This is a genomic window from Blautia sp. AF19-13LB (assembly GCF_003479105.1).
Taxonomy (GTDB): Bacteria; Bacillota; Clostridia; order Lachnospirales; family Lachnospiraceae; genus Fusicatenibacter; species Fusicatenibacter saccharivorans.
The window spans coordinates 134,944-157,873 of the sequence record NZ_QUGO01000004.1 but is presented as its reverse complement, the minus strand read 5'-3'; the positions used below and the strand labels follow the sequence as shown (position 1 = coordinate 157,873).

21 protein-coding genes, 1 pseudogene and 1 other annotated feature are annotated in these 22,930 nt (G+C 47.6%); of the genes and pseudogenes, 4 read left to right on the top strand and 18 right to left on the bottom strand.

All coding sequences use genetic code 11. From position 1 onward, the window contains the following. Positions 1-198: 198 nt before the first annotated feature. Both DWX32_RS05800 and DWX32_RS05795 read right to left on the bottom strand, forming a co-directional pair. Positions 199-2,277, bottom strand: coding sequence for a diguanylate cyclase (locus DWX32_RS05800; RefSeq protein ID WP_330421818.1), 2,079 nt, complete (start codon positions 2,275-2,277; stop codon positions 199-201). A 191-nt stretch (positions 2,278-2,468) separates the two neighbouring features. After that, positions 2,469-2,720, bottom strand: a pseudogene (locus tag DWX32_RS05795) (TIM-barrel domain-containing protein); the annotation flags it as partial. 241 nt (positions 2,721-2,961) lie between these two features. Between DWX32_RS05795 and DWX32_RS05790 the strand changes: the two are divergent. Next, positions 2,962-4,176, top strand: coding sequence for a GNAT family N-acetyltransferase (locus DWX32_RS05790; RefSeq protein ID WP_022462381.1), 1,215 nt, complete (start codon positions 2,962-2,964; stop codon positions 4,174-4,176). 67 nt (positions 4,177-4,243) lie between these two features. On the opposite strand, the gene DWX32_RS05785 is transcribed toward DWX32_RS05790, so the two are convergent. Together DWX32_RS05785 and DWX32_RS05780 are read right to left on the bottom strand one after the other, a co-directional pair. Then, positions 4,244-5,470, bottom strand: coding sequence for a dicarboxylate/amino acid:cation symporter (locus DWX32_RS05785; protein ID WP_118659407.1), 1,227 nt, complete (start codon positions 5,468-5,470; stop codon positions 4,244-4,246). A 162-nt stretch (positions 5,471-5,632) separates the two neighbouring features. After that, positions 5,633-6,964 (bottom strand): MATE family efflux transporter, encoded by a 1,332-nt coding sequence (locus DWX32_RS05780; protein ID WP_117509898.1) that lies wholly within the window; start codon positions 6,962-6,964, stop codon positions 5,633-5,635. Between the two features lie 212 nt (positions 6,965-7,176). Here DWX32_RS05780 and rfbD point away from each other — a divergent pair, with 212 nt between their 5' ends. Continuing rightward, positions 7,177-8,022 carry a dTDP-4-dehydrorhamnose reductase gene (gene rfbD / locus DWX32_RS05775; protein ID WP_117509864.1) on the top strand — a complete coding sequence of 282 codons (846 nt, stop codon included), beginning with the start codon at positions 7,177-7,179 and terminating at the stop codon, positions 8,020-8,022. After that, positions 8,022-9,320, top strand: coding sequence for a dicarboxylate/amino acid:cation symporter (locus tag DWX32_RS05770; RefSeq protein ID WP_118659406.1), 1,299 nt, complete (start codon positions 8,022-8,024; stop codon positions 9,318-9,320). The genes rfbD and DWX32_RS05770 overlap by 1 nt, the downstream gene beginning before the upstream one ends. Positions 9,321-9,444: 124 nt before the next feature. Here the strand turns inward: DWX32_RS05770 and DWX32_RS05765 are convergent, their stop codons facing one another. The 4 genes from DWX32_RS05765 to DWX32_RS05750 form a co-directional block, all read right to left on the bottom strand. Continuing rightward, positions 9,445-9,948, bottom strand: a complete 504-nt coding sequence (locus DWX32_RS05765; protein WP_118659405.1) for an NUDIX hydrolase — start codon at positions 9,946-9,948, stop codon at positions 9,445-9,447. Between the two features lie 74 nt (positions 9,949-10,022). Then, positions 10,023-11,726, bottom strand: coding sequence for a proline--tRNA ligase (locus tag DWX32_RS05760; RefSeq protein WP_118659404.1), 1,704 nt, complete (start codon positions 11,724-11,726; stop codon positions 10,023-10,025). A gap of 182 nt (positions 11,727-11,908) precedes the next feature. Beyond that, positions 11,909-12,211: a binding site (T-box leader), on the bottom strand. Between the two features lie 79 nt (positions 12,212-12,290). Then, complete coding sequence (locus DWX32_RS05755; RefSeq protein WP_022461797.1) at positions 12,291-12,563, bottom strand: hypothetical protein; 273 nt, start codon at positions 12,561-12,563, stop codon at positions 12,291-12,293. A 56-nt stretch (positions 12,564-12,619) separates the two neighbouring features. Continuing rightward, positions 12,620-13,450 carry an alpha/beta hydrolase gene (locus DWX32_RS05750; protein ID WP_055219937.1) on the bottom strand — a complete coding sequence of 277 codons (831 nt, stop codon included), beginning with the start codon at positions 13,448-13,450 and terminating at the stop codon, positions 12,620-12,622. Between the two features lie 331 nt (positions 13,451-13,781). Here DWX32_RS05750 and DWX32_RS05745 point away from each other — a divergent pair, with 331 nt between their 5' ends. Continuing rightward, entirely contained in the window at positions 13,782-14,597 is an 816-nt protein-coding gene (locus DWX32_RS05745) for a Cof-type HAD-IIB family hydrolase (protein ID WP_117804931.1), read from the top strand. A gap of 55 nt (positions 14,598-14,652) precedes the next feature. On the opposite strand, the gene DWX32_RS05740 is transcribed toward DWX32_RS05745, so the two are convergent. The 10 genes from DWX32_RS05740 to DWX32_RS05695 form a co-directional block, all read right to left on the bottom strand. Then, complete coding sequence (locus DWX32_RS05740; protein ID WP_117802372.1) at positions 14,653-15,693, bottom strand: YeiH family protein; 1,041 nt, start codon at positions 15,691-15,693, stop codon at positions 14,653-14,655. Between the two features lie 66 nt (positions 15,694-15,759). Beyond that, complete coding sequence (locus DWX32_RS05735; protein ID WP_117802371.1) at positions 15,760-17,109, bottom strand: MATE family efflux transporter; 1,350 nt, start codon at positions 17,107-17,109, stop codon at positions 15,760-15,762. A 116-nt stretch (positions 17,110-17,225) separates the two neighbouring features. Next, positions 17,226-17,783, bottom strand: a complete 558-nt coding sequence (locus DWX32_RS05730; protein WP_117802370.1) for a hypothetical protein — start codon at positions 17,781-17,783, stop codon at positions 17,226-17,228. 219 nt (positions 17,784-18,002) lie between these two features. Further along, complete coding sequence (locus tag DWX32_RS05725) at positions 18,003-18,485, bottom strand: hypothetical protein (protein ID WP_055219945.1); 483 nt, start codon at positions 18,483-18,485, stop codon at positions 18,003-18,005. A gap of 25 nt (positions 18,486-18,510) precedes the next feature. Beyond that, positions 18,511-18,993, bottom strand: coding sequence for a hypothetical protein (locus DWX32_RS05720; protein WP_117761627.1), 483 nt, complete (start codon positions 18,991-18,993; stop codon positions 18,511-18,513). 127 nt (positions 18,994-19,120) lie between these two features. Continuing rightward, complete coding sequence (locus DWX32_RS05715; protein ID WP_118659403.1) at positions 19,121-19,375, bottom strand: hypothetical protein; 255 nt, start codon at positions 19,373-19,375, stop codon at positions 19,121-19,123. Positions 19,376-19,533: 158 nt separating this feature from the next. Beyond that, positions 19,534-20,253, bottom strand: a complete 720-nt coding sequence (locus DWX32_RS05710; protein ID WP_055219951.1) for an N-acetylmuramoyl-L-alanine amidase — start codon at positions 20,251-20,253, stop codon at positions 19,534-19,536. Then, complete coding sequence (locus DWX32_RS05705) at positions 20,250-20,669, bottom strand: phage holin family protein (protein ID WP_117509847.1); 420 nt, start codon at positions 20,667-20,669, stop codon at positions 20,250-20,252. Before DWX32_RS05705 ends, DWX32_RS05710 begins: the two co-directional genes overlap by 4 nt. Positions 20,670-20,764: 95 nt before the next feature. Next, the gene (locus DWX32_RS05700) at positions 20,765-21,250 is read right to left on the bottom strand and encodes a hypothetical protein (protein ID WP_055219954.1); all 486 of its coding nucleotides are present in this window, start codon (positions 21,248-21,250) and stop codon (positions 20,765-20,767) included. Positions 21,251-21,331: 81 nt separating this feature from the next. Then, a complete protein-coding gene (locus DWX32_RS05695; RefSeq protein ID WP_118659402.1) occupies positions 21,332-22,900 on the bottom strand; it encodes an RHS repeat domain-containing protein in 1,569 nt (522 codons plus the stop codon). Positions 22,901-22,930: the final 30 nt, after the last annotated feature.

The following is a 22,930-nucleotide window of genomic DNA, read 5'->3' as shown; positions in this document are numbered from 1 at the left end:
TTTTTGTCGTATTTTTTGACATTTTCTGTTATTATAGCAGTTGTCCTCCGGAATCACAACAAAAATTTGCACAAAAGTGCGAAAAGCCCATGGAATCTTTTCAGAAATCCATGGGTTTTGGTATATTTTTATTTAAGATCGTCTTTCGAATCCGCATGATACCTGTTCTCCCAGGCATCTTCTGTGGATAACTTCTCATCAGAGTTCAGAAAACTCAGCTCTGCCCCCCCCCGATTTCAGATTCTTTTTCAGCTTTTCAATCTGAATCGAAGTCTGTTTTTCTTCGGATATGGTGTTCAGCTCCTCGCAGATGGCATCTTTGATATCGAGCAGACACTCGAGCATCAGCGGGCTGAAGGTACCGCACTCGCCGTTCAGGATCATCTCGATGGCTTTCTCGTGCGTGTATGCCGATTTGTAGACACGCTCGCTTGTCAGCGCATCGTAAACATCGGCAATCGATACAACCTGGGCTGCAATCGGGATCTCCTCACCTTTTAAGCCGTCCGGGTAACCCTTTCCGTCGTACCGCTCATGATGCCAGCGACAGATCTGGTACGCAATCTGTACCAGCTTCTCGTCCTGATACAGTTCCAGGCTCTTCAGCATGGACGCTCCGATCAGGGTATGTTTCTTCATCTCCTCGAACTCTTCTTTCGTCAGCCTTCCCGGCTTATTTAAAATGTTCTCGTCAATGCCCATCTTTCCGATATCGTGCAGCGCGGATGCCGTTGTGATCATCAGCTGATCGGACCAGCTTAAGTGGTAGCGGTCTGTCTTCTGTACCAGACGCTCGAGGAGCATACTGGTCAGAACGTTGATGTGGTGGACATGAAGTCCGCTCTCGCCATTCCGGAATTCCATGATATGGCTCAGGATACTGATCATCATCTGATTGTTTTTCTCTTTTTCGTAAATCTGCTCGGTGACGAGCGTCACGAGACGGCGCTGTTTTGCATATAATTTGATCGTGTTGAAGACACGCTGGTAAACAACTTTTGCATCAAACGGACGACTGATATAATCGGATACACCCTGCTCATACGCACGGCGCACAAATGCGGTGGAATCCTCGCTCGATATCATGATGACCGGAACCTCTTCGATCCAGTGGTTGCGGTTCATGTAGTCAAGCACTCCGAAACCGTCCATGCCCGGCATGACGATATCCAGAAGGATCAGCGCAAGGCCTGTTCCGTATTCTTCCAGCAGACGCAGGCACTCTTCGCCGGTGGAAGCCTCGATGATATCGTATTCATCCTGCAGAATCTCCGAGAGGATGATACGGTTCATCTCGGAATCATCCACGATCAGGATGCGCTGTTTTTCTCTGCGGTTTTCCTGACGGACAACATCGTCCTGACAACCCAGGATCTGGTCTTTCTCGGTGACAACCATGTTTTTCCGTTGTTTTGCAAGATACATCAGCTGATCGGCACGCATCGCAGCTTCGCCGATCGTCTCATCTCTTGTCAGAACACCTCCTACGCTGACGGAAAGACGCATCTTCGAGTAGCCCGGCACCTGTGCCTCATGGATCTGTGACTGAATCTGTTTTAATTTCTGTACAAAGTTTTCCTCATCCATCTCCGGCAGAACCAGCAGAAATTCGTCTCCTCCTAAGCGGATCAGACGGTCGGTACGTCGGGTGCAGCGGTTGACGGTCTTTACAATGGTGTCAAGCGCCATATCTCCGGCATTGTGGCCGTATGTATCGTTGTATAATTTGAAATCATCGAGATCGATCATGGCTACGCCGCAGCAAAAGCTGGCGTCCCGGATCTGGTCTTCGAAGTAGCGGCGGTTGAATACTCCGGTCAGCGCGTCACGATACAGCTCTTCGCTGTAGCTGTTCAGCTTGCTTACCAGATTCTGGCGTCCTTCGGAGTCCATCAGTGTTTCATCGTCGAGACGGTTGATCATCTCGATCACGCATGGTTCTCCTTCGATCTCCACGTATCTTGCAATGACCTGATACACATTCGACGCAATGCATTCCAGTTTTGATTTCTGCGATTTCTCCCGCAGGGCTTTTTCGGAAATACAGTTAAGGCACGGCATCGCTTTGTTCCATACTGCGTAGCATTCACACAGCTTGCCATTCTCTTCATCGATAATAAAATATCCGATCTCATCCGGACGGAGAACCCGCACATACATGAAAATATTCTTCAGATGTTCCACCAGACGTTCTGCCTGTTTCTGTGTCATCTGAACATCCTTAGAAGGCTCTTTCTTATTTATTTTTTCACATTCCGGCAATTCGGTCTGATTCATCTGTTTCCCTCTCTTCTCCCCGGTACACACAAAACTTCATTACCCCTTTGTGTGCTTCCGCGTTTTGCTACATTTTCCCATTTTAATTACAGTTATACATAATAGTGTAACGATTGTTTCCCGTTTCGTCAAGAAAAAAGTGTACAAAAACCGTCCTGTAATGGAAATTTATTCAAAAAAACCGACCGGTTTTACGCGGTCGGTTTTTTCTTCTTATCATAGAAGACACGGCTGTATAACTGCGGATAGATGTTGCTGCAGGAGAGCGCCGGTCCTTCAATATAGCGGTAATGATCGAAATCGTAAACACCGTAATCCGGCTCGGAGTTATCCAGCCAGAAAGCATTGATGCCGTAATCGTAGTAGTTCTTCTTGCATACGTCCCAGACATATTTTCTTGTCTCCGGATTGAACACGTCGATCTCAACGCAGTCACCCTGGAAATCGTATGTCTGCTTTTTCGCGCAGACTGTCCCTGTATGTTTTTCATTTTATTAATTTTTTTTGTCTGTTTCTTGAAGTTTTTATCCGATTTCTAACACTATTTTGATCTTTTTACCAAATTTGCGGAATGGGCTTTATTTTTAACTGCACAAATTCCATTTCTTATGATAGAATATTTACGAAAAAATAAAGTATCTGATTCACTATACTTTGATTCACAATAAAATGAGGGAGTAATCCATGATTCAAACGAAAGATTCGAACTTAACCTTCCGCCCGCTGACCATCGACGACGCAGAGCAGTACAATGCACTTCTGCGCTACGCCTTTCAGGTTACAGAGCAGGAGCTTTCCGAAAGCGGATGGAAAGACGATGAAATCAAGCAGTCCAAATTCCCGGTTCTCGTCCGTGCCGATGTGCTCGGCTGTTTCTGCGAGGAGGATCTGGTATCACAGTTCGCGGTTTATCCGCTGGACATGAATATCTACGGTGTCCGCTATCCCGTCGGTTTTGTCACCAGCGTCTGCACCTACCCGGAATACACCGGCCAGGGCATCATGAAAAAGCTGATGATCCGGAGTCTCACGCGCATGCGGGAAAACCACCGTTCCTTTGCGCTTCTCTATCCCTACTCTATTCCGCTCTACCGGAATCTTGGATGGGAAATCATTTCCAATAAGATGACATACACCATCAAGGACACGCAGGTGCCGCGGAAACTCAAAGCCCCTGGCTATGTGCGCCGCGTGGCATGGGATGACAAGGATTTTAAGGAACTACATACCAAATTTGCTTCGAAGACGCACGGCTGCCTCTACCGCAACAATCTGGCGTGGGAAGAATATTTCCGCTGGGATGAGGATGATACCGTCGTTGCGATCTACTATTCCGCTGATGATGTGCCGTACGGCTACATGGTCTATCTGATCAGCTCCGATATCATGCATATCAAAGAGATGATCTATCTGAACCGTGAGGCGCAGCTGGGACTCTGGGAGTATATTCATGCACACGATTCCATGATCGATGAGGTCAAAGGAAATAACTACTACAGTGAACCCATCGCGTTCGAGCTTGAGGACAGCGATATCAAAGAAACGATTCGCCCGTACTCGATGGGGCGTATCATCGATGTCGTGCAGTTTATGGAACATTACGCCTGCGACCCGGACGAGCCGGATGTGTGTATCCGTTTTGAGATCGAGGATGAGCTGCTTCCGTGGAACAATGACAGCTTCACATTCTTCTTTGAAAAAGGACACTGTGTGCCGACCGACCGCGAGCCGGACCATGTGATGAAAATGACGATCGCATCGCTCACGACACTGCTGCTCGGCTACAAGACGGCTTCCAAGCTGTATGAGATGGCGCGCATCGAAACAACGCCGCAGACTGTGGAATGCCTGGACGACCTGCTCTTCCACCATATTCCATATGTTTCGGACTATATTTAATTTATTTTACGCATTGCAAAAGAGGGACTCCCGTGAAAGGAATCCCTCTTTTTCTATGTAACATTTTTTAGTTTTCTTCCAGTTTGATTTTCTCCTGCAGCACAACGCAGCCTGCCATATCGCCGATGACGTTGACGCAGGTGGCACCCATGTCACACAGTGTGTTGATGCTGATGTAAACGCCCATGACGCCGGCCGGAAGACCTGCCATCGTGGCGAGTGCTGCGAATGATGCGATCGCGCCGCCCGGGATACCCGGTGTTCCGACAGAAAGCAGGACGTTGGCAAGCAGAATGATCACCATCATCGAAATGCTGACGCTGATGCCGCAGGCATTTGCGAAGAACATGATCATAAACGACATCAGGATCGATACCGCATCCATGTTGACAGTGGCACCAAGCGGGATTGCGATACTGCTGATCTGGTTCGAAACGCCGAGTTCTTTCTCGACACAGCGCTTGCTGATTGGGATCGTCGCGGAACTGGAACATGTTCCGAATGCATTCAGGGCTGCCGGCATGATCGCCTTAAAGAACTTGACCGGACTCGTCTTTCCGATGAGTTTTACAGCGCCGCCGTAGACGACGATCGCAAATCCATAGAATGCCACATACAGAATGATGAGCTGGGTTGCCAGGGAAACGATGGTTTTGGTTCCGTTTGCCTCGACAACCGGCACGATCGTACAGAAGACACCGATCGGGGTGAAGTACATAACGGTGCTGATGACTTTTAAGCAGACCTCATTCAGGGAGTCGATCACGTTTAAGAGCGGCTGTCCCTTCTCTCCGACCGCAATCAGCGTAAAGCCGACAACGACAGCGAACACGAGTACCTGGAGCATGTTGCCCTCCGCAAATGCTTTCACCGGGTTGGACGGGATCAGGTTTTTGATCGTGTCGAGGATGCTGGTCATCTCGGTCGCCTGGATATCGGAAGTTGCCATCTCAAAATGGACTCCCTTTCCGAGGCGGATCAGTCTTGGAATGATAATGCCGACTGCACTTGCAATCGCGGTGGTACACAGGAAGAAAATCATCGAGTAGCCGGTGATCTTACCTGTCGTTTTTGCATTTCCGATGCTGCAGATGCCCATGACAATTGAGCAGAATACCATCGGGAAAATCATCATATTCAAGGCGTTCATGTAGATGCCGCCGATGACGCCGGTTACGGTCAGAATCGGCGTAAAGCGGTCCGCCAGAAGAAGTCCGGTTAAGATACCGAGAATCAGTCCGGTAAAGATCGCACCTGTAATATGCTTCTGATACCATGCATAAAACTTTTTCATATGTTCTCTCTTCTCTCCTTTTTCACAGAGTAAGAGGCAGGTGTCCCTGTATCTTCTACCTGCCTCTTCGCATACGGCCATCTTATCACACAACCGCGGATAATTCCACCTAAAAATGGATTTATCCGCGGTTTTTCTGGCTTTTTGTCTTTTTTCTCTTTTTTATACGGCTGCTGCCCGGCTGTAGACTTTCTTCCGCACAATCAGATAGCAGATCACCTGCAGGATAATCGTGATGATCCACGATCCCGGATACGAAATGAACAGCACATACAGCGAGCGGTGCTGCGGGAAAATGCCGAAGATCCACACGATTCGCGTTCCGACCGTTCCGATGACGGACAGAATCATCGGCACCGCCGAGCATCCCATACCGCGCAGGGCTCCCGGGAAGAGGTCCATGATGCCGCAGAGGAAATACGGAACCGTCGTGATCGACAGAATTTCCATACCGCAGCGGATAACCTCCGGGTCCCCGGTGTAAATCTGCAGGATTTCCGTACCGAACAGATACGCGCCGCCACCCATCACCAGTGCGATGCCGCTGGAGAGAATCAGGCAGTCGATCAGCACCTTATCCATTCGTTTGTATTTTCCGACACCGTAGTTCTGGCTTGTGAAGCTCATGCACGCCTGGGTGACGGAGTTGACTGAGGTGTATAAAAATCCCAGCACATTGTTGGCCGCCGTGTAGCCTGCCATTGCAATCGAACCGAAGGAATTGACGGATGACTGCAGCAGCACGTTCGAGAAGTTGATGACGGTACTCTGAATACCCGCCGGGATGCCGACCTGGAAAATCGGGATGATGTAATCCTTTTTCAGGCACAGCTTCGAGAACCGGAGCTGATAACTTCCCTCGCTCTTATAGAGGCACCGCAGAACCAGCACGCAGGAGATCGCCTGCGAAACCACCGTTGCAATCGCCACACCTGCCACGCCGAGGCTGAACACGATCACGAGGAACATATTCAGACCAGCGTTGATCACACCCGATACAATCAGGAAATACAGCGGCCGCTTCGTGTCGCCGACGGCACGCAGAATCGCCGCACCGTAGTTGTACAGCATGAAAAACGGCATTCCCATAAAGTAAATTCTCATATACAATGCCGACTGATCAATGACATCCGCCGGCGTATCCATCAGCTCCAGCGCGCCTTTTGCAAAAAATACGCCCACAAACGCCATCACAACGCCGCTGATCAGCGCCAGCATGATCGATGTATGTACCGTTTCCGACATCTCCCGGTCGCGCCCCGCTGCATAATACCGCGCCGCAAGCACATTCGCACCGAGCGAGATTCCCATAAACAGGTTGATGAACACGTTGATGAGTGCCGTTGTCGATCCGACAGCCGCAAGCGCCTGGCTTCCGCTGAACCGTCCGACGACGATGATATCCACAGCGTTGAACATCAGCTGCAGAATGCCGGACACCATCAGCGGCAGCGAAAAGGAAATCAGCTTGTCCATAATCGTGCCGTTGCACATGTCGATTTCATATTTGTTCTTTTTCAAAAATACTCCTCCTTCTTTTGTAGCAGATATGCAGTCTTACACCGCAGACATATACAGAAATGATACCACTTTTTTCCGGTTCTGCACAGAGACTTTCCATAATTTATTGACTTCTGTAAAGTCCGCAGGTAAAATAAATACAATTACAGTTTTTCTGTATATAAATCAAGGACAGGAGAGAACCTATGAAAAAAATATGGATTACAGGTGCCGAAGGCCACATCGGTACTGCCCTTCTGGAACTGCTGGAGGGTGTGGAATATCAGCTTCTTCCGACGGATATTCACGAGGTTGATATTACCAAAATCGATGAAGTCACACAGTTCGTTTATGTCAACCGTCCCGACGTTATCATCAACTGTGCCGGTATGACCGACGTTGCCGAGTGTGAAAAAAACATCGACGAAGCCTATCGTGTCAATGCCATCGGTGTGCGCAACGTAGCGCTTGCCGCCAATGATATCGACGCAAAGGTTATTCAGATCTCAACGGATGATGTTTTCGACAAGGAATCCCGCATCCCGTACAACGAGTTTGATACCGTGCATCCGCGTACGATCTACGGAAAATCAAAAGAGGCCGGAGAGAAAATCCTGACACAGCTTTTGAACCGCTTTGTCATCATCCGAAGCTCCTGGATTTACGGGATCGGCCGCGATTTTGTGGATGAAGTACTCCGCAATGCGGCAAAAGGCGGCACGATGGAGGTTCCAAACAACCAGTATGCGGCTCCGACCAGTGCTTTTGAGCTTGCGCGCGTGATCTGCCACTTTATCGACAGCGAGGAGTATGGTCTGTACCACGTTGTCTGCCCCGGAAGCTGCAGCCGCTATGAGTTTGCAAGAACCATCCTCGAGTATACCGGAAAAACCGGTGACCTTGATCTCTACCCGGTTGTCGCACGCGATGATGTCCGCCCGACCTATTCTGTTCTGGACAACATGATGCTCCGTCTGACCGGTATTCCTGAGCCGCTCGACTGGAAAACGGCACTGAAAGAATATCTCGAAGAAACCGGAGGAATCGAATAATGGTCCGAAACAGAAAAGAAACAACGGAAAAGTCAAAAAAGAAGCTCGGGCTTTCCACCCAGATTTTTATTGCCCTGCTGGCCGGTGCGCTGCTCGGCGTGGTGATTCACTATTGGATCCCGTCCAGCTATATCAAGGACACCGTCATCGTAGAAGGTGTGCTGTATGTCATCGGACAGGGCTTTATCCGCCTGATGCAGATGCTTGTCGTACCGCTTGTCTTCTGCTCCCTCGTCTGCGGAAGTATGTCCATCGGAGACAGCAAAACCCTCGGAAAGGTCGGCGTAAAAACGATCGGCTTTTACCTTGTTACCACAGCACTTGCCGTCTGCATCGCACTTGGAACCGCCCTGCTCATTCACCCGGGGCTCGGACTTAACATGAGTGCGGTTCAGAAAGCCGACCTGTCCTCGACAGCAGCAGATTCCAGCGTCAGCCTGGTGGATACACTGCTCAACATCATCCCGAAGAACCCGATTGGTTCCATGGCAAACGGCGATATGCTTCCCATCATCGTATTCGCCCTGTTTGTCGGCGTAATGCTGGCAAAGCTCGGAAACCGCGCTTCGGTCGTTTCCAACTTTATCAGCCAGTTTAACGATGTCATGATGGAAATGACCATGACGGTCATGAAGGTGGCCCCGGTCGGCGTTTTCTGTCTGATTGCACGTACCTTTGCAACGGTCGGCTTTTCTGCGTTCGCACCGATGCTGAAATACATGGGAAATGTAACACTGGCGCTGGCACTGCAGTGCTTCATCATTTATCAGGTTCTTCTGTTCGTATTCACACGGCTGAATCCGATTAAATTCGTGAAGAAATTCCTTCCGGTTATGGGATTTGCATTTTCCACCGCAACCTCCAACGCGACAATCCCGATGTCGATTGATACCCTGAACAAAAAGATGGGTGTCTCGAAGCAGATTTCTTCGTTCACCATTCCGCTCGGCGCAACCATCAACATGGATGGTACCTCCATTATGCAGGGTGTCGCTGTCATCTTCATCGCAGAGGCATACGGTATTCATCTGACTCCGGCAAACCTCGCAACGGTTGTTGTTACCGCAACACTGGCTTCCATCGGTACCGCCGGTATCCCAAGCGTCGGACTTGTTACCCTGGCTATGGTACTGAATTCCGTCGGACTGCCAACGGAGGGTATCGCTCTTATCATGGGTATCGACCGTATTCTCGATATGCTGCGTACCGCCGTCAACATCACAGGCGATGCTGTCTGCACAACGATTGTCAGCCATCAGGAAAAGGCGCTCAACCGCGAAGTATTCAATCGCAATTAACTGCAATAAACTGCTTGCGAAAAGCCTTTTTCAGACACGCTCTAAGGCTAAGAAAACGCGTTCCCGTTTTCGGAAACCCCTGTGGTTTCCGGCGGGAACGCGTTTTTATTATCTTATTTCTCTGTTACAGTTCAAATGCCTGGCGGATGCTGTCATAATGCAGGAATTTACCTTCTGCGGCGTACTCTTTGATTTCGTCCGGCGCAGCAAAACGGTAGCCGTCTGTTTCTTCCTCCTGAAGATGGAGATCTTCGTCTTTGACATCCATCACGAAGCGATAGACATCGACAAAGTAATTGTCTCCCTCATCCGGGTTGATGCGCCGGTAGGTAAAGAGATAACCGCCGTCAGCCTTGCTCACATCGAGTCCGGTTTCCTCTCTGACCTCACGGCGCACGGCCTCCCAGGAGCTCTCTCCTGCCTGTGCCGCGCCGCCGGAAACCTCCCACCAGCCCGGTGCCCAGGCTTTCGTCATGACACGTTTTGTGATAAGAAAGGTCCCATCCGGTCTTGCGATTACGCCGAGTACGGTCAGGTGAAACTCGCCCGGCTTCATATGCCAGTCATTCCGTTTCATCGTGCGGCCGGTCGGCTGTTTGTTTTCATCATAGATATCCCAGAGTTCCATATCGTGTTTTCTCCTGTCGAACTTCTTCCGAGCCCCATCTCGATTTTTCTTCCCTTTCGCATGGTTCTGAATCATTACAGATACTGTTTAATCTCTTCCATCACATTTTCCAGCGGAATCTGTGTTTTCAGAGTCTTATCGCGGGATGCAACCTCGACAACGCCCTGTTTCATGTTTTTCGGGCTTACGATGATGCGCAGCGGAATGCCGAGCAGATCGGCATCGGCAAACATTACGCCGGCTCTGACGCTTCTGTCGTCGTAGATCACTTCGATGCCTGCATTCTGCAGATCCTCGTACAGCTTGTCCGCATATGCTCTGACTTTCTCGTCATCGACGCGGACTGCACAGAGGTGTACCTGCCACGGAGCGATAGCTTTCGGCCAGATCGGGCCGTACTCATCGTGATGTGCCTCGCAGACCGATGCTGCCAGACGGCCGACACCTATACCGTAGCATCCCATGATCGGGGTCTTGCTCTCGCCGTTTGCATCGACATAGGTCATATTCATGGATTTTGTATATTTGGTTCCAAGCTGGAAGATATTTCCGACCTCGATACCTCTGGAGATCTTCACAGTCTTTTTGCCGCATTTCGGGCAGATGCCGCCCTCCTGGATTTTTGCAAAATCGTGATACTCGGCATTCGGAACGTCGCGCTCCATGTCGAGTCCTTTGTAATGATGCTCTGCCTCGTTGGCTCCGCAGGAAAGGTTATTTCTTCCCTCGAGGGATTTATCGTAGAGGACAACGGCATCTCCGTTCACCTTCAGGTTCACCGGTCCGATGTAGCCTGCGTTCAGGCCGCATTCTTCGGTGATCACGGCTGCGTGAACCTGCTCGCCGAGGAAGTTGACCAGCTTCGTCTCGTTGACTTCGAGATCGCCGCGGATGAAAAGGACAACGTATTTATCATCAACATTCTGCTGATAAACAACGGCTTTGCAGGAGTTCTTTGTCTCGTCTCCGAAGAAATTGCAGACGTCTTCAATGGTGTGGACGTTCGGTGTATAAACCTTTTCGAGTGCAGCGGATTCTGCGTCTCTTGCGATATCGGAAATGTTCTCAGCTGCCTCCATGTTGGCTCTGTAATCGCAGGAATCACACAGAACGATGGAATCCTCTCCGACCGGAGTCAGAAGCATGAACTCATGGGAAATGTTTCCGCCCATCATACCGGAATCGGATTTGACAGATACCACCTCCGGCACGCCGACACGCTCAAAGATACGCTCGTATGCTGCGTGGCATTTCTCGTAATACTGCTCCAGATCTTCCTGGCTGGTATGGAAGGAGTAAGCATCCTTCATCGTAAACTCACGCACACGGATCAGTCCGGCTCTCGGACGGGCCTCATCACGGAATTTTGTCTGGATCTGATAGATCATAAACGGATATTTGGTGTAGCTCTGTGCATACTCGCGTACAAGGTGTACGGCTGCCTCCTCGTGGGTCATGCCGAGTACCATTTTGGCATTGTTGCGGTCGGTGAAACGCAGCAGTTCATCGCCGATGCTATCGTAACGGCCGGACTCATCCCACAGAGAAGCCGGCATGACAACCGGGAACTGCACTTCCTGGCCGTCGATTTTGTCCATTTCCTCGCGCAGGATCTGCTCGATTTTGCGCACAATGCGGCGCAGCGGCAGATAGGAAGAATAGATTCCGTTTGCCATATATTTGATGTATCCGCCTTTTACCATAATAGCATGGCTGTCGATGACACAGTCAGCAGGTCTTTCTTTGAAGCGCTCTCCTACTAATTTTTCAAGTTTCATTTTCTGATTTCCTCCTTATTCTTTGGGTTTTCAACATCTGAAGTCTTCCAGACGCGAGAACATTCCAGCCTGTCCGATTTTAAGCTTTTATTCAACATTTTGCGCATCTAACTCATCACTGAAGCAACGAGAATGCGATGCGCAGTTTTCAAACAGAAAAAAGCCCTAAACCGCAAGCTGCAGTTTAGGGCGAATTTTTTTATCCGCGGTACCACCTAAATTCAGGAAAACTCCTGCACTCTGACACAAAGCATTTGTACCCCACGATTTTTGTATTTTGTAATACGCGTGATCTCTGCTCTCTGTACCTTCTCTGTAACGGGAGATCCCGGTGCAGCCTACGAAATAAATTTTCCCTGATGGATTTTCTTCTCTTCGGTGCACAGCTCCAAGACCGGTTCACGATAGATTCTGCAAAAAGCTTTCACCTGCCGCTTTCTCTCTGAATGCGCTCTGTCGCTACTGTTTCTTTTCGTCGCTTTTTCACTGCACTGATTGTAGCAGAAACCGGAAAAGAATGCAAGCCCGTTCCTTCTGCTTTTTCTGCATAAACGCCCGCCCAGGTTACAGGCCTTCCCGATACATTCTGCTGATTGCCGCCTGGGCTTCCTCGGACTGTTTTTTCTCAATCCATGCTTTGCGGTCACTCAAAATAGCCAGCATCTCATCGACAACGTCCTCGGCGCGCGGGCTTGTGACGCGGTAGAGATAGCCGAGCATCCGCGTGGCGGTAAAATCGGTGTTCATCTGGCGGTATGCAATTTCCCGGCAGAAGTCGTCCGGGTAACCGTTGTGTTTTAACGCACGGTACAATTCGTCATTTCTCGTCTCTGGCATTGCCTGTCTCCCTTTTTTTGTATATACGGTCTGATCCGCCGGATTTTTCTTTTTCTTTAAACATTTACGTTTCCGCTGTTCAGGCCTTCCGTCTTTTCCTCAAGTGGCAGCCAGTCCAGTGCCTTTTTGATCCACTCATCCCAGAAATCCCATTCATGGCCACCCTTGCTCTCATAGTAGACAATGTCCATGCCGCTCTCTTCCATCCGTTTATGGTAGAGACGGTTTACTTCCAGAAGTCCGTCCTCTGTTCCGCACGCCTGGAATACGGTCGGCACATTGACAGACGGATCTTTTTTCCGTGCTTCCTTTAACTGCTCGATAAGAACAGCCGGGTTTTTGTCACTCTTTGCTGCTTCGACCAGATTTCCGAAATAACCTTCTTCATGTGCAAAGCTGTCCGCTCTGCTCTCTTCCGGATTTTCCAGCACATGAAGTGCACCGGACAGGCAGATCACAGCCCCGAAGGTATCGTGATATTTCAGGCCATTTCTGAGTGCGCCAAAACCACCCATGGAAAGGCCTCCGATAAAGGTGTCTTCTCTTTTTCTGGACAGTGGAAACATTTTTCTTGTAATCTCAACCAGTTCTTCTCCGATAAACTGTCCGTGCATGGCACCGATGGACGGCTGATCCACATAAAACGCATTCTCGCCGGCCGGCATGACAACGGCAAGGTTTTTCTCCTCTGCCCATCTTTGGATTCTGGTTCCATGAACCCAGTCTGTCTCATTTCCAAAAATGCCATGCAGCAAATACAGCGTTTTAAACGGTTTTTCCTCGCGCTCCGGCTGCCCAAAGGTAAATTTGTCGACCGGCAGAATAACCTGCAGCGGTACGGTGCGCATTAAAGTTTTTGACATGAAGCTTACCTGAATAAATGCCATAATAAAAATCCCCCTGTGGATATATATTTTTCTTTATTTTACGCCTTATTTCTGCGTTTCGTCAACGTGGAGTTTTGCGTTCCTCCGGTTCCGGCTTGCACCCCGAAGCAATTCACGATATAATCATGTTTATAGCAATCCCAGAAAATAATGCAAAAAATTCAGCACTGCAGAACGTGAATTACTGCGTCACGGATTTTCGTCGTACCCCGGTACGCCTTCAAATCCGTTCCTTGTAATTCGCGCCCTGCAGCACTGCCTTTTTTGCGTTATTTTCTGGTCTTGCTATAGTTTGAATTTTTTCTGTGACAAGATAAGGAGATTTTCTATTATGATAAAGTTGATCGCAACCGATGTCGATGGAACGCTCGTCAAAGACGGCACACTTCTGATCGACCCGGAATATATGACTGTTGTTTCCAGGCTTGTCGACCAGGGCATCCATTTTGTTGTCTGTTCCGGCCGCCAGTTTTCCAGTGAACAGAAGCTTTTCGCTCCGATCAAGGACCGCCTGCTCTACATCTCCGATGGCGGAACTGTCGTGCGCACACCGGAAAAGATTCTGAAAACATATCCGATGGAAACGGCACTCTGGAAATCCATGTGCCGCATGGTACACGACGAACTTCCGTCCTGCGACTGCTTTGCCGCCACCCCGGACTACTGCCTCGCCGAAGATGCCGGAAGCCGCATGTTTCACTGGCTCCGCGACTCCTACGGCTTCGATGTCCGCGAAGTACCGGATCTGTCGAAGGTAGAAAACGAGGACATTATCAAATTCACGATCTACCATCCAACCTCCTGTGAAGAGCTTTGCTCCCCAAATTTCATCCCGGCGTGGAAACATCAGGCAAAACTCGCTGTCGCCGGTAAGGAATGGTTGGACTGCAACGCCCGCGGCGTCAGCAAATGGACCGGTCTCTCATTTCTGATGAACTACTTTGGCCTTACCCCAGACGAAGTCTGCTGCTTCGGCGACAACCTAAACGACATCGAGATGCTTCAGAACGCCGGCGAAAGCTACGCCGTCTCCAACGCCCGAGCGGAAGTCATCGCCTCAGCAAAACACACCTGCCCGCCGTACTGGGAGAACGGGGTGCTGCAGGTTTTGAAAACGTTTTTGAAGGAAACGACAAACCCGTTTTGATTTAAAAAATCCAGGCATCCTATACGGATGCCTGGATTTTTAATTCTCTGTTTCTTTACAGTACCCCATGCGGCGCAATGCCGATCGCAAATTCGACTGCAATCGCTACCAGGACTACCAGCAGCGAAATGATGAATCCGTGCAGCATCGGCTTTGCGCCGGAGCGGCAGAGGGATTTGAAATCGGTGTTCAGGCCGATGGCCGCAAGGGCGGCCACCATCAGAAATTTGCTGATGGTTTTTAATGCGGCTGCTGTGCCTGCCGGGATAAGACCTAAGGAGGTCAGTGCTGACATGGCGAGAAAACCTAAGATAAACCATGGAAAAATGGATTTGATGCTTACCTTTACGGCGGTTCCTTCTGCTGCCTGCGCCTTCCGTTTCAGATGTACGTTGATGGCGGCGAATGCCAGAACAGCCGGAATGATGGCGAGGGTCCGTGTCAATTTTACCATGGTTGCGAAATCACCGGCGGCCTCGCTGAATGCGTAACCGGTGGCAACGACGCTTGATGTGTCGTTGACCGCAGTTCCGGCCCAGAGGCCAAACGCGGCATCCGAAAGGCCCATCCAGTGACCGAGGATCGGGAATACGACAATCATGACCGTATCAAATAAAAACGTTGCGGAGAGGCCATAGGCAATGTCCATATCGGTCGCCTCGATGACCGGCGCGATTGCCGCGATCGCGGAACCGCCGCAGATACCCGTGCCGGCGTTGATGAGGCTGCTCGTCTTCCAGTTCAGTCCAAGTGCTTTTCCGATCAGTGCGCCGAGGCCAAAGCACGTTGCCAGGGTAAATACCATAACCGTCAGGGAAAATCTTCCGACCGTCAGCACCGTGCGGATATTCAGGCTCGCACCGAGCAGAATAATCGCAAATTTCAGGATCTTCTTCGATGTAAATTTAATTCCCGGCGCTGTCACGCTGTTCGGCTTGTAAAAGGCATTCACAATCATACCGATAAACATGGCGATGACCGATGCCCCGATAAAGTGCAGTCCGGCGCTCTCCTCCAGGCTTTCCAGGAATTTCGCCGCAGCGGCAATCACCAGCGCAATCGCCGCTCCGGGAATCAGTTTCTTTGCGTTTTTCATAATAATAACTTCCTCCAGATGTATCGTTTTTTCTTTCTCTCTCCCCAAAACATTCCGTATTTTTCATCACGTCTGATGCTGCCACTTCCCGCTTCGATAGCGAAGGACAAAGAAAATGGCACGAACAACCCAGTCCATCGTCATGGCGACCCAGACACCGAAGACGCCGAATCCCATACGCACACCGAGCACATAGCTCATGCCGATTCTGCAGATCCACATGGAAAGAATCGAGAGAATCATGCAAAATGCCACATCATTGGACGCGCGGAGTACATTCGGCAGATTGAAGGCAATTGGCCAGATTATCATACAGCAGATGCCGTGGTAAACGATGATATCTTCCGTCATGGCTGTTGCCTCCGCAGACAGACTGTAAACGTGAAGCACCGCCGGAAGTGCCGCGATGACACCGAGACAGCAGACGATCATCAGGCCATAAATGATGATGTGCAGCTTTTTCGCATAGTATTTTACCTGCTCATAGTCTCCCGCTCCCGCGCACTGTGCGCTTACGGTCAGCACTGCATTTCCGATCGCCATACCGGGCAGTGTCTGGAAGACAGCAATCGTGTTGGACACCGCATTTGCCGCGATCGACGCTGTTCCGAACTGTGTGATCATACTTAAGACCATAATTTTGCCGAGCTGGAACATACTGTTCTCGAGGCCGTTCGGAATGCCGATGCCAAGGATTTTTTTCAGCATATGGAAATCCGGTTTTAATTTCACCGGATAAGAGCACCGCACTGGATACCGCTTATTATGTACGAGAACAAATGCTGCCGCAGCCGCGTACATACGTGAAAGCAGCGTCGGAATCGCAACGCCGTCCACGCCGAATTTCAGCGCATAGACCAGAAGCGCATTTCCCGAAATATTGATCAGGTTCATGACGATGGATATTTTCATCGGCGTTTTCGAATCACCCTGCGCACGGAAAATGGCCGCACAGCCGTTGTAAACCGCCAGAAACGGAATGGAGGCCGCTACGATCATCAGATAAATATTGCAGTTTCTTTCTACCTCTGCCGTAATGTTTCCAAACACAACATGCAGAATAAACGGCTTTAAAAGATAGACCGCCGCCATGATCACAACTGACAGCGCCGTTGTCACCAGCAGAAGCTGGTCAGCTGCCTCACATGCTTTGTGTGGCCGCTTCTTTCCGATATACTGGCCGCACACGACGGCTCCGCCGGTTGCAATCGCGGTGAACATGTTGATCAGCAGAATAAAGATTGTATCAATCAGCGACACACTCGACACCGCCGCCTCGCCGACACTGGATACCATAATTGAATCCGCCATGCCGACTGCGATGGCAAGAAGCTGTTCAATCAGAAGCGGCACAATCAGCCGTTTCAGATCCGCATTGGAGAACAGGTCACCATCCCGTTCCTTCAGATAATTCATCTTTTGTTTCCTCCATTTTCATACCTTCTCTGTTGATGATTTTTCACGCATGTGTATTACACTCATGCTGTTTTTATCTTACCTGCATTTTTACGTAAAAGCAAGAAGAACCGGCATCATTTCTTTACCGGTTCTCCATTGATTGCCTGTACCAGGACTTTGTCAAATCTTGCGTATTTTTTTACTTCTTTCATCAGCGTATCGAGGTCTTTCACAATCTGCTCGCGCTTTCCTGTCGGTCCTATGAAATATTCTCTGCTGCCCATTTCCAGCAGATTTCCTGTCGTTCTTGTCCGTACGCCGAAGGTAAGTCTTCTGCTTCCCCGCTGGTAATAAATCGTATAGGTACGCGGCACGTAGTTGAACAGGGAGCTTTCGATTTGGGAAATCGTGTAAAATTCACCGCTCTCTTTCGCCGCCGCATACCGCCGGTCTTTCAGGCAGTCCATTTCGGCTACGGAAATAAAGCAGATCAGATAGTCCAGAAACGAAAACACAACCAGAATCATTGCTTCCACAATTCGTCCCAGATTTGTTCCATCCAGAATATGAACATAGATGTCACCGTAAAATACCGCAAAGAAAAGAACAATGCTTAAAATAATCTTGATCCACGGCCAGAGACGGGATTTAATTTTCCGGTTCACTTTAAAGACATTAATCCATTCAAGCAACTGTTTATCCTCCACCAATGTAATGATGTCTGTATTTATTTTACACTCTTTTCTCCGTAAAAACAACAGGGAAGCAGAACACTTTCTGTTATAGTTCACTGGTATCAACGAACTGTAATTCTAAAACATTTCCTTCTTTCTTTTTCCAAATTTGCGTATAAAAAGGGAAGTGGCTGGTAATTCATAGGATCTTACCGCCATTTCCACTCTTCTCATACTTTATTTACTTTCCGTATACTTGACACCGTATGAAGTGAGGAGATCACAAAATTCGTCGGCACTGATTGGCATAGTACGGACACAACTAAATTGTGACTTATCAAATATCACAAAGCTAGTAAATGGATGATATGTTGAAAAAAACAGACCACTATCTTTTTGTTTTGATACGTTAAAGAAAAAATGATTTTTATATCTTTGTATAACGGAAAAATCCTCCCATACAATTTTTTTCTTATATCCCAAAAAGGCAAGTTCCATTCCCCACTTATGGATGTAAATACGTGTTAAAGCATCTACACTTCCCCATGACACTATCCCACAAATAAACATTATTCCAAATATTACCCAAAGCTTTTGAGGCAAATTATATAATTCACATTGATTTTTTGCATCTTCCCAAAATCTTGTCATAAGATACCCGATGCCTATTAATGTAGCAACTTGTGCAAACATAAAAAACTTACGATATCCTGCTCTCATATTTTCTCTTTAATTCCTTCGATCTTTATTTTCTTTCCGTGTACTGAACACCATATGAAGTGAGCAGTTCACAAAATTCGTCGGCGTTAAGCGGCATGGTATGAACAGAACGATTTCGCGAATTATCGAATATTACAAAACTGGTAAAGGGATGAAACATTGCCCAATACGGACCTGCATCTTTTTGTTTTGACATATTGAAGAAAAAATGATTATGATATCTTCGTATAACAGAAAATTCTTCCCATTCGATTTTTTTCTTATATTTCAAAAATGAGATCTGCATTCCCCATTCATAAATGTAAATACTGGTTAAAGTATTTATAATTCCAGCAGCCGTACCAAAAGTATAAATCATAAACCACAATATCATAAGTGCTTTATCTTGCATGTTATAAGAACTAATTTGACCTTTTCCCTCTTCCCAAAAATTCAGCATAAGGTATCCGCAGCCCATAAATACCAATATACTAAAATATTTATAAAATTTACGATATCCTGCCTTCATATTTGCCACCTACTAATTTAACTTTTTGAACATTTCCGCTTTTGCAACATCAAAGTTGTCTGCGCAAAGGAATCTGCACAATTCCAGATCGTAATAGCGGCTGGCGGTGACATAGAGCTTGGTGTCGTCATCGTAGCAGTAAGCACGATAGCGGAATGGATTGAGCTTTCCGATATTTTCTCCGCTGGTATCGGTCAGACCGGTCTGTTTTCCCCATATTTAAAACGAGCATTACCTCTATTAGAAATATAATACTTGTTTTTAATGAATATGCATGAAACTCATCTTTTCCATTTACCCATATACTCACCACATAGTAATTAACAATAACACACAGAATCAAATCTACACCTGTACCAAATTTTCCCCATATTACTTTCATACAATTTTCTCCTCGTTATTTCTTTCGACTGTGCAATATTCGCACCACTTGTATCCATGGTATTTACCAGTTCTCCCCCTGCATCGTAAGAATAGTTTACTCCCTGCTTTCCATCGCTGTCAATCCGTCCGATGACATCGTTTTGCAAAGATGGGATTTTATACTCTTCCCCCGTAAAAACAATATGCTTTATGGCAGTTGATCCATCCCGCTCCCGACAGCAGTCTGCCCCAGCTTTTGTTTCTGATTTCTGTGATCGTATAGCTTCCCTGGTCTTTGATGACTCCCACCACCGGGTATTCTACTCCGGGACCTGTGCGGATGTTGAGCGCCGGGTCTGTTACACGGTAGATGCCGGGATTGTATTCACTTTTCTCACTGCCGTCTTCTGTTTCCCGAATCAGACGCTGGAACCGCTCCCAGTCTCCCCGCTTCTGAATCTGGGACGGGCAGTTTTTGCTGCAGATGTCGTAATGCCGGTAAACTGCATCTGATGGAATCCCCGTCTCGTTCATCAGGTTTTTCACCAGCTCCACCGTATGTAAAAATGCGGTTTCGTAATCATATCCTTTCTGCACGCACATCTCAACCGCGATGCTGTTCCGGTTTCCATATCTGCCGAATAGATTTTTACTTCCATAATTTCTCCCGACATGCCAGCATCCTCTGCTGTGCGGCGCAGCCTGATAAGCGATCTCCCCGTCATCTACGTAATAATGCGCCGACATAATCTGAAAATTTCCCTGGTACTGCGCTCTTGCATGCGCGCGGGCATCGGCTCCGGCGGCAAAATTGTCTGTATTGTGTACCACAATACACTGCGGATGATTTTCCGACCATGTATTCTGGTTGCTACAATAGCTTCTGTCAACCCTCATTTACTCTGCTCCTCCTTTCTCAGCACATCAATCCTTGACCGCAGAACCTCAGGGATTTTCACACCCATCAGCCCTGCATTTTCCAGGATGGAAACCGCTTCATTTAAAATAAATCCAATGCAGACGGCATCCCGCAGGTAATTCGTCTGTGTGAGCTGATCCAGTTTTTCCGCGACCAGCACAAAGAACAGCATCATCCCTTTTCTGCAAAGCCCTTTCCATCCCGCACGGCTCTCCAACGTTCCGTTTTCAGATTTCGGACTCTTTTTAAAAACAACAGGAAGCAGAACACCTCCTGTGATCCAGTCAATTGCCATGAAGCAGACCAGCGTTTCCAGCGCCGCATCCCAGCCTCCAAACTGCGCCGCAAGGAAGCTGCCTGCTGCGGCAATGATCGTGCGATAAATTGATTTCATTGGCATTTCCTTCTTTCTTTTTCTAAATTTGCATATAAAAAGGGAAGTGGCTGGTAATTCGTGGATCTTACGGCCACTTCCACTCTTTTTGTATGTTATTTACTTTCCGTATACTTGACACCGTATGAAGTGAGGAGTTCACAAAATTCGTCGGCGCTGAGCGGTATGATTCCCCAGCCCGGTCCGCGGAACTTGTCGAATATCATGATACTGGTAAATGGGTGATAGGTACACCAGAACAAACTGTCATCTTTCTGTTTCGATATGTTGAAGAAAAAATGATCATTGTATCTTTGTATCACAGTAAAATCTTCCCATTCTATCTTTTTTTCATAGCCCCAAAAAGATAACATTATTCCCCATTCATAAATATAAATTCGTTTTAGTAGAAATGTCACAGTTCCATAAGCTGCTATGCTTAAAAAGAACATTATTCCTAGAAACACTATGATACTTGTTTTTAATGAATAGGCGTGGAACGCATCTTTTTCATTTACCCACAGGCTCACCCACCAATAACTACTAATAGCACACACAATCAGGTCTACGCCGGTACCAAATTTTCCCCATACTACTTTCATACAATCTTCTCCTCGTTATTTCTTACGCTTTGCCTTTGTACAAAACTATTTTTCTTCGCGCAAAGGCATCTTAAAACTTTTCTATCTAAGCGCTGGAAGTCCTATATTTTGCATTTTTCTGGAAATTGCAGACTTATTACTCTGCCAGTTCTTCTTTTTCCCCCCAACTTTTTTTGTACTAAAGTTGATGTTGCTGTTTTTCTTAAGTGTTGATCCATTTTTATTTGCCTGTTTCTTGGGTTTTCCAAACACTCCATCCAAAACACCGCTTTTGGGATAGCTCAGTAATGGAGACTGAAAAAAGTCTGTAAAAGCACCCAATGCATTCTCAATAGTTTCATTTTTTACATATGCGTTATACGTTTTAGGTTCTAACAAGGTCATTATAGCATCGTAAAATCCTGCCCCCATTGCTCTTGCCATATCTCCTGATTCCTGATACTCTAAATATCCTCCTTTCAAACCACTTACTACTACTGAAAAGATAATTCCTTGGCTATCTCCCAAAACACTACTGATTGCACTTTCTATGGCCACCTCTGCAATTCCTTCTAAGGTTACTTTCTCATTCGCCATTCCGCACTGTACCGCATATACAAATACATCTTTTAAGATATTCCATGCTACTTTTCTGGGATCGATTCCTGGGAATGCCAGCATTAAAATTCCAAAATCACCATCATCATCTACCGCATTCACCGGATTGTTGCAACAGTACACATAAAGGTTCTTTCCATTCATGCTAAACATTTTCGCTTTTACAGCATCAAAGTTGTCCGCACAAAGGAATCTGCACAATTCCGGATCATAATAACGGCTGGCGGTGACATAGAGTTTGGTATCGTCATCGTAGCAGTAAGCACGATAACGGAATGGGTTTAGTTTTCCGATATTTTCTCCGCTGATATCGGTCAGACCAGTCTGTTTTCCCCATGCATCGTAAGAATAGTTTACTACCTGTTTTCCATCGCTGTCAATCAGTCCTATGACATCATTCTGGCTGTTGTACAAGTAATAATACTCTTTTTCTCCCTTTTTCAGCATCAGCGGGGATTTATCCGCACCGTAAACAAACTGAACCAGTACATCTCCATACTTCGTTCCCATCAGTTTGTTTCCGCACCAGTAGTTCTTATGGCTGATTCCGTTCAGGTCTTTCCACTGGACTCTGTATCCTTCGCTGTCGTAATGGTAAACTGCTTTCTTTCCGTTTAAGGTCAGACTCTGCAGCAGGCTTCCTCTGTACCAGGTCAGTGTTCTTCCCTGATAAGCTGTAATGTTGCCGACCGCATCATAGGAAATGCTGCTGCCATTATAGGAAATAAGCTGATCTTTCCATCCTGAAGCACGGTAGGTAAGCAGATCTGTCTTTACCGCATTGCCCAGTGTTCCCGTTGTATAGGAATACTCTTTTCTGGACGTCATATTCATTCCGGCATCGTAGGTATACGTAATACTCTTATTTTCCCATGCAGAATCCACACGGGTCAGTTCACTCAAAGCATTATACATATATTTTACTTTCTGAACACCATTCTCGGAAATCGTAACAATATTTCCTACTGCGTCATAAGTAAAGGACAGTTTCTTTCCGTTATTGTTGATTTCTTTGAGAAGCAAGGTTGTAATTCCTGCTTTTCTTCCCGTCACAAAAGTGTACCTGTTCTTTCTGCAATGCAG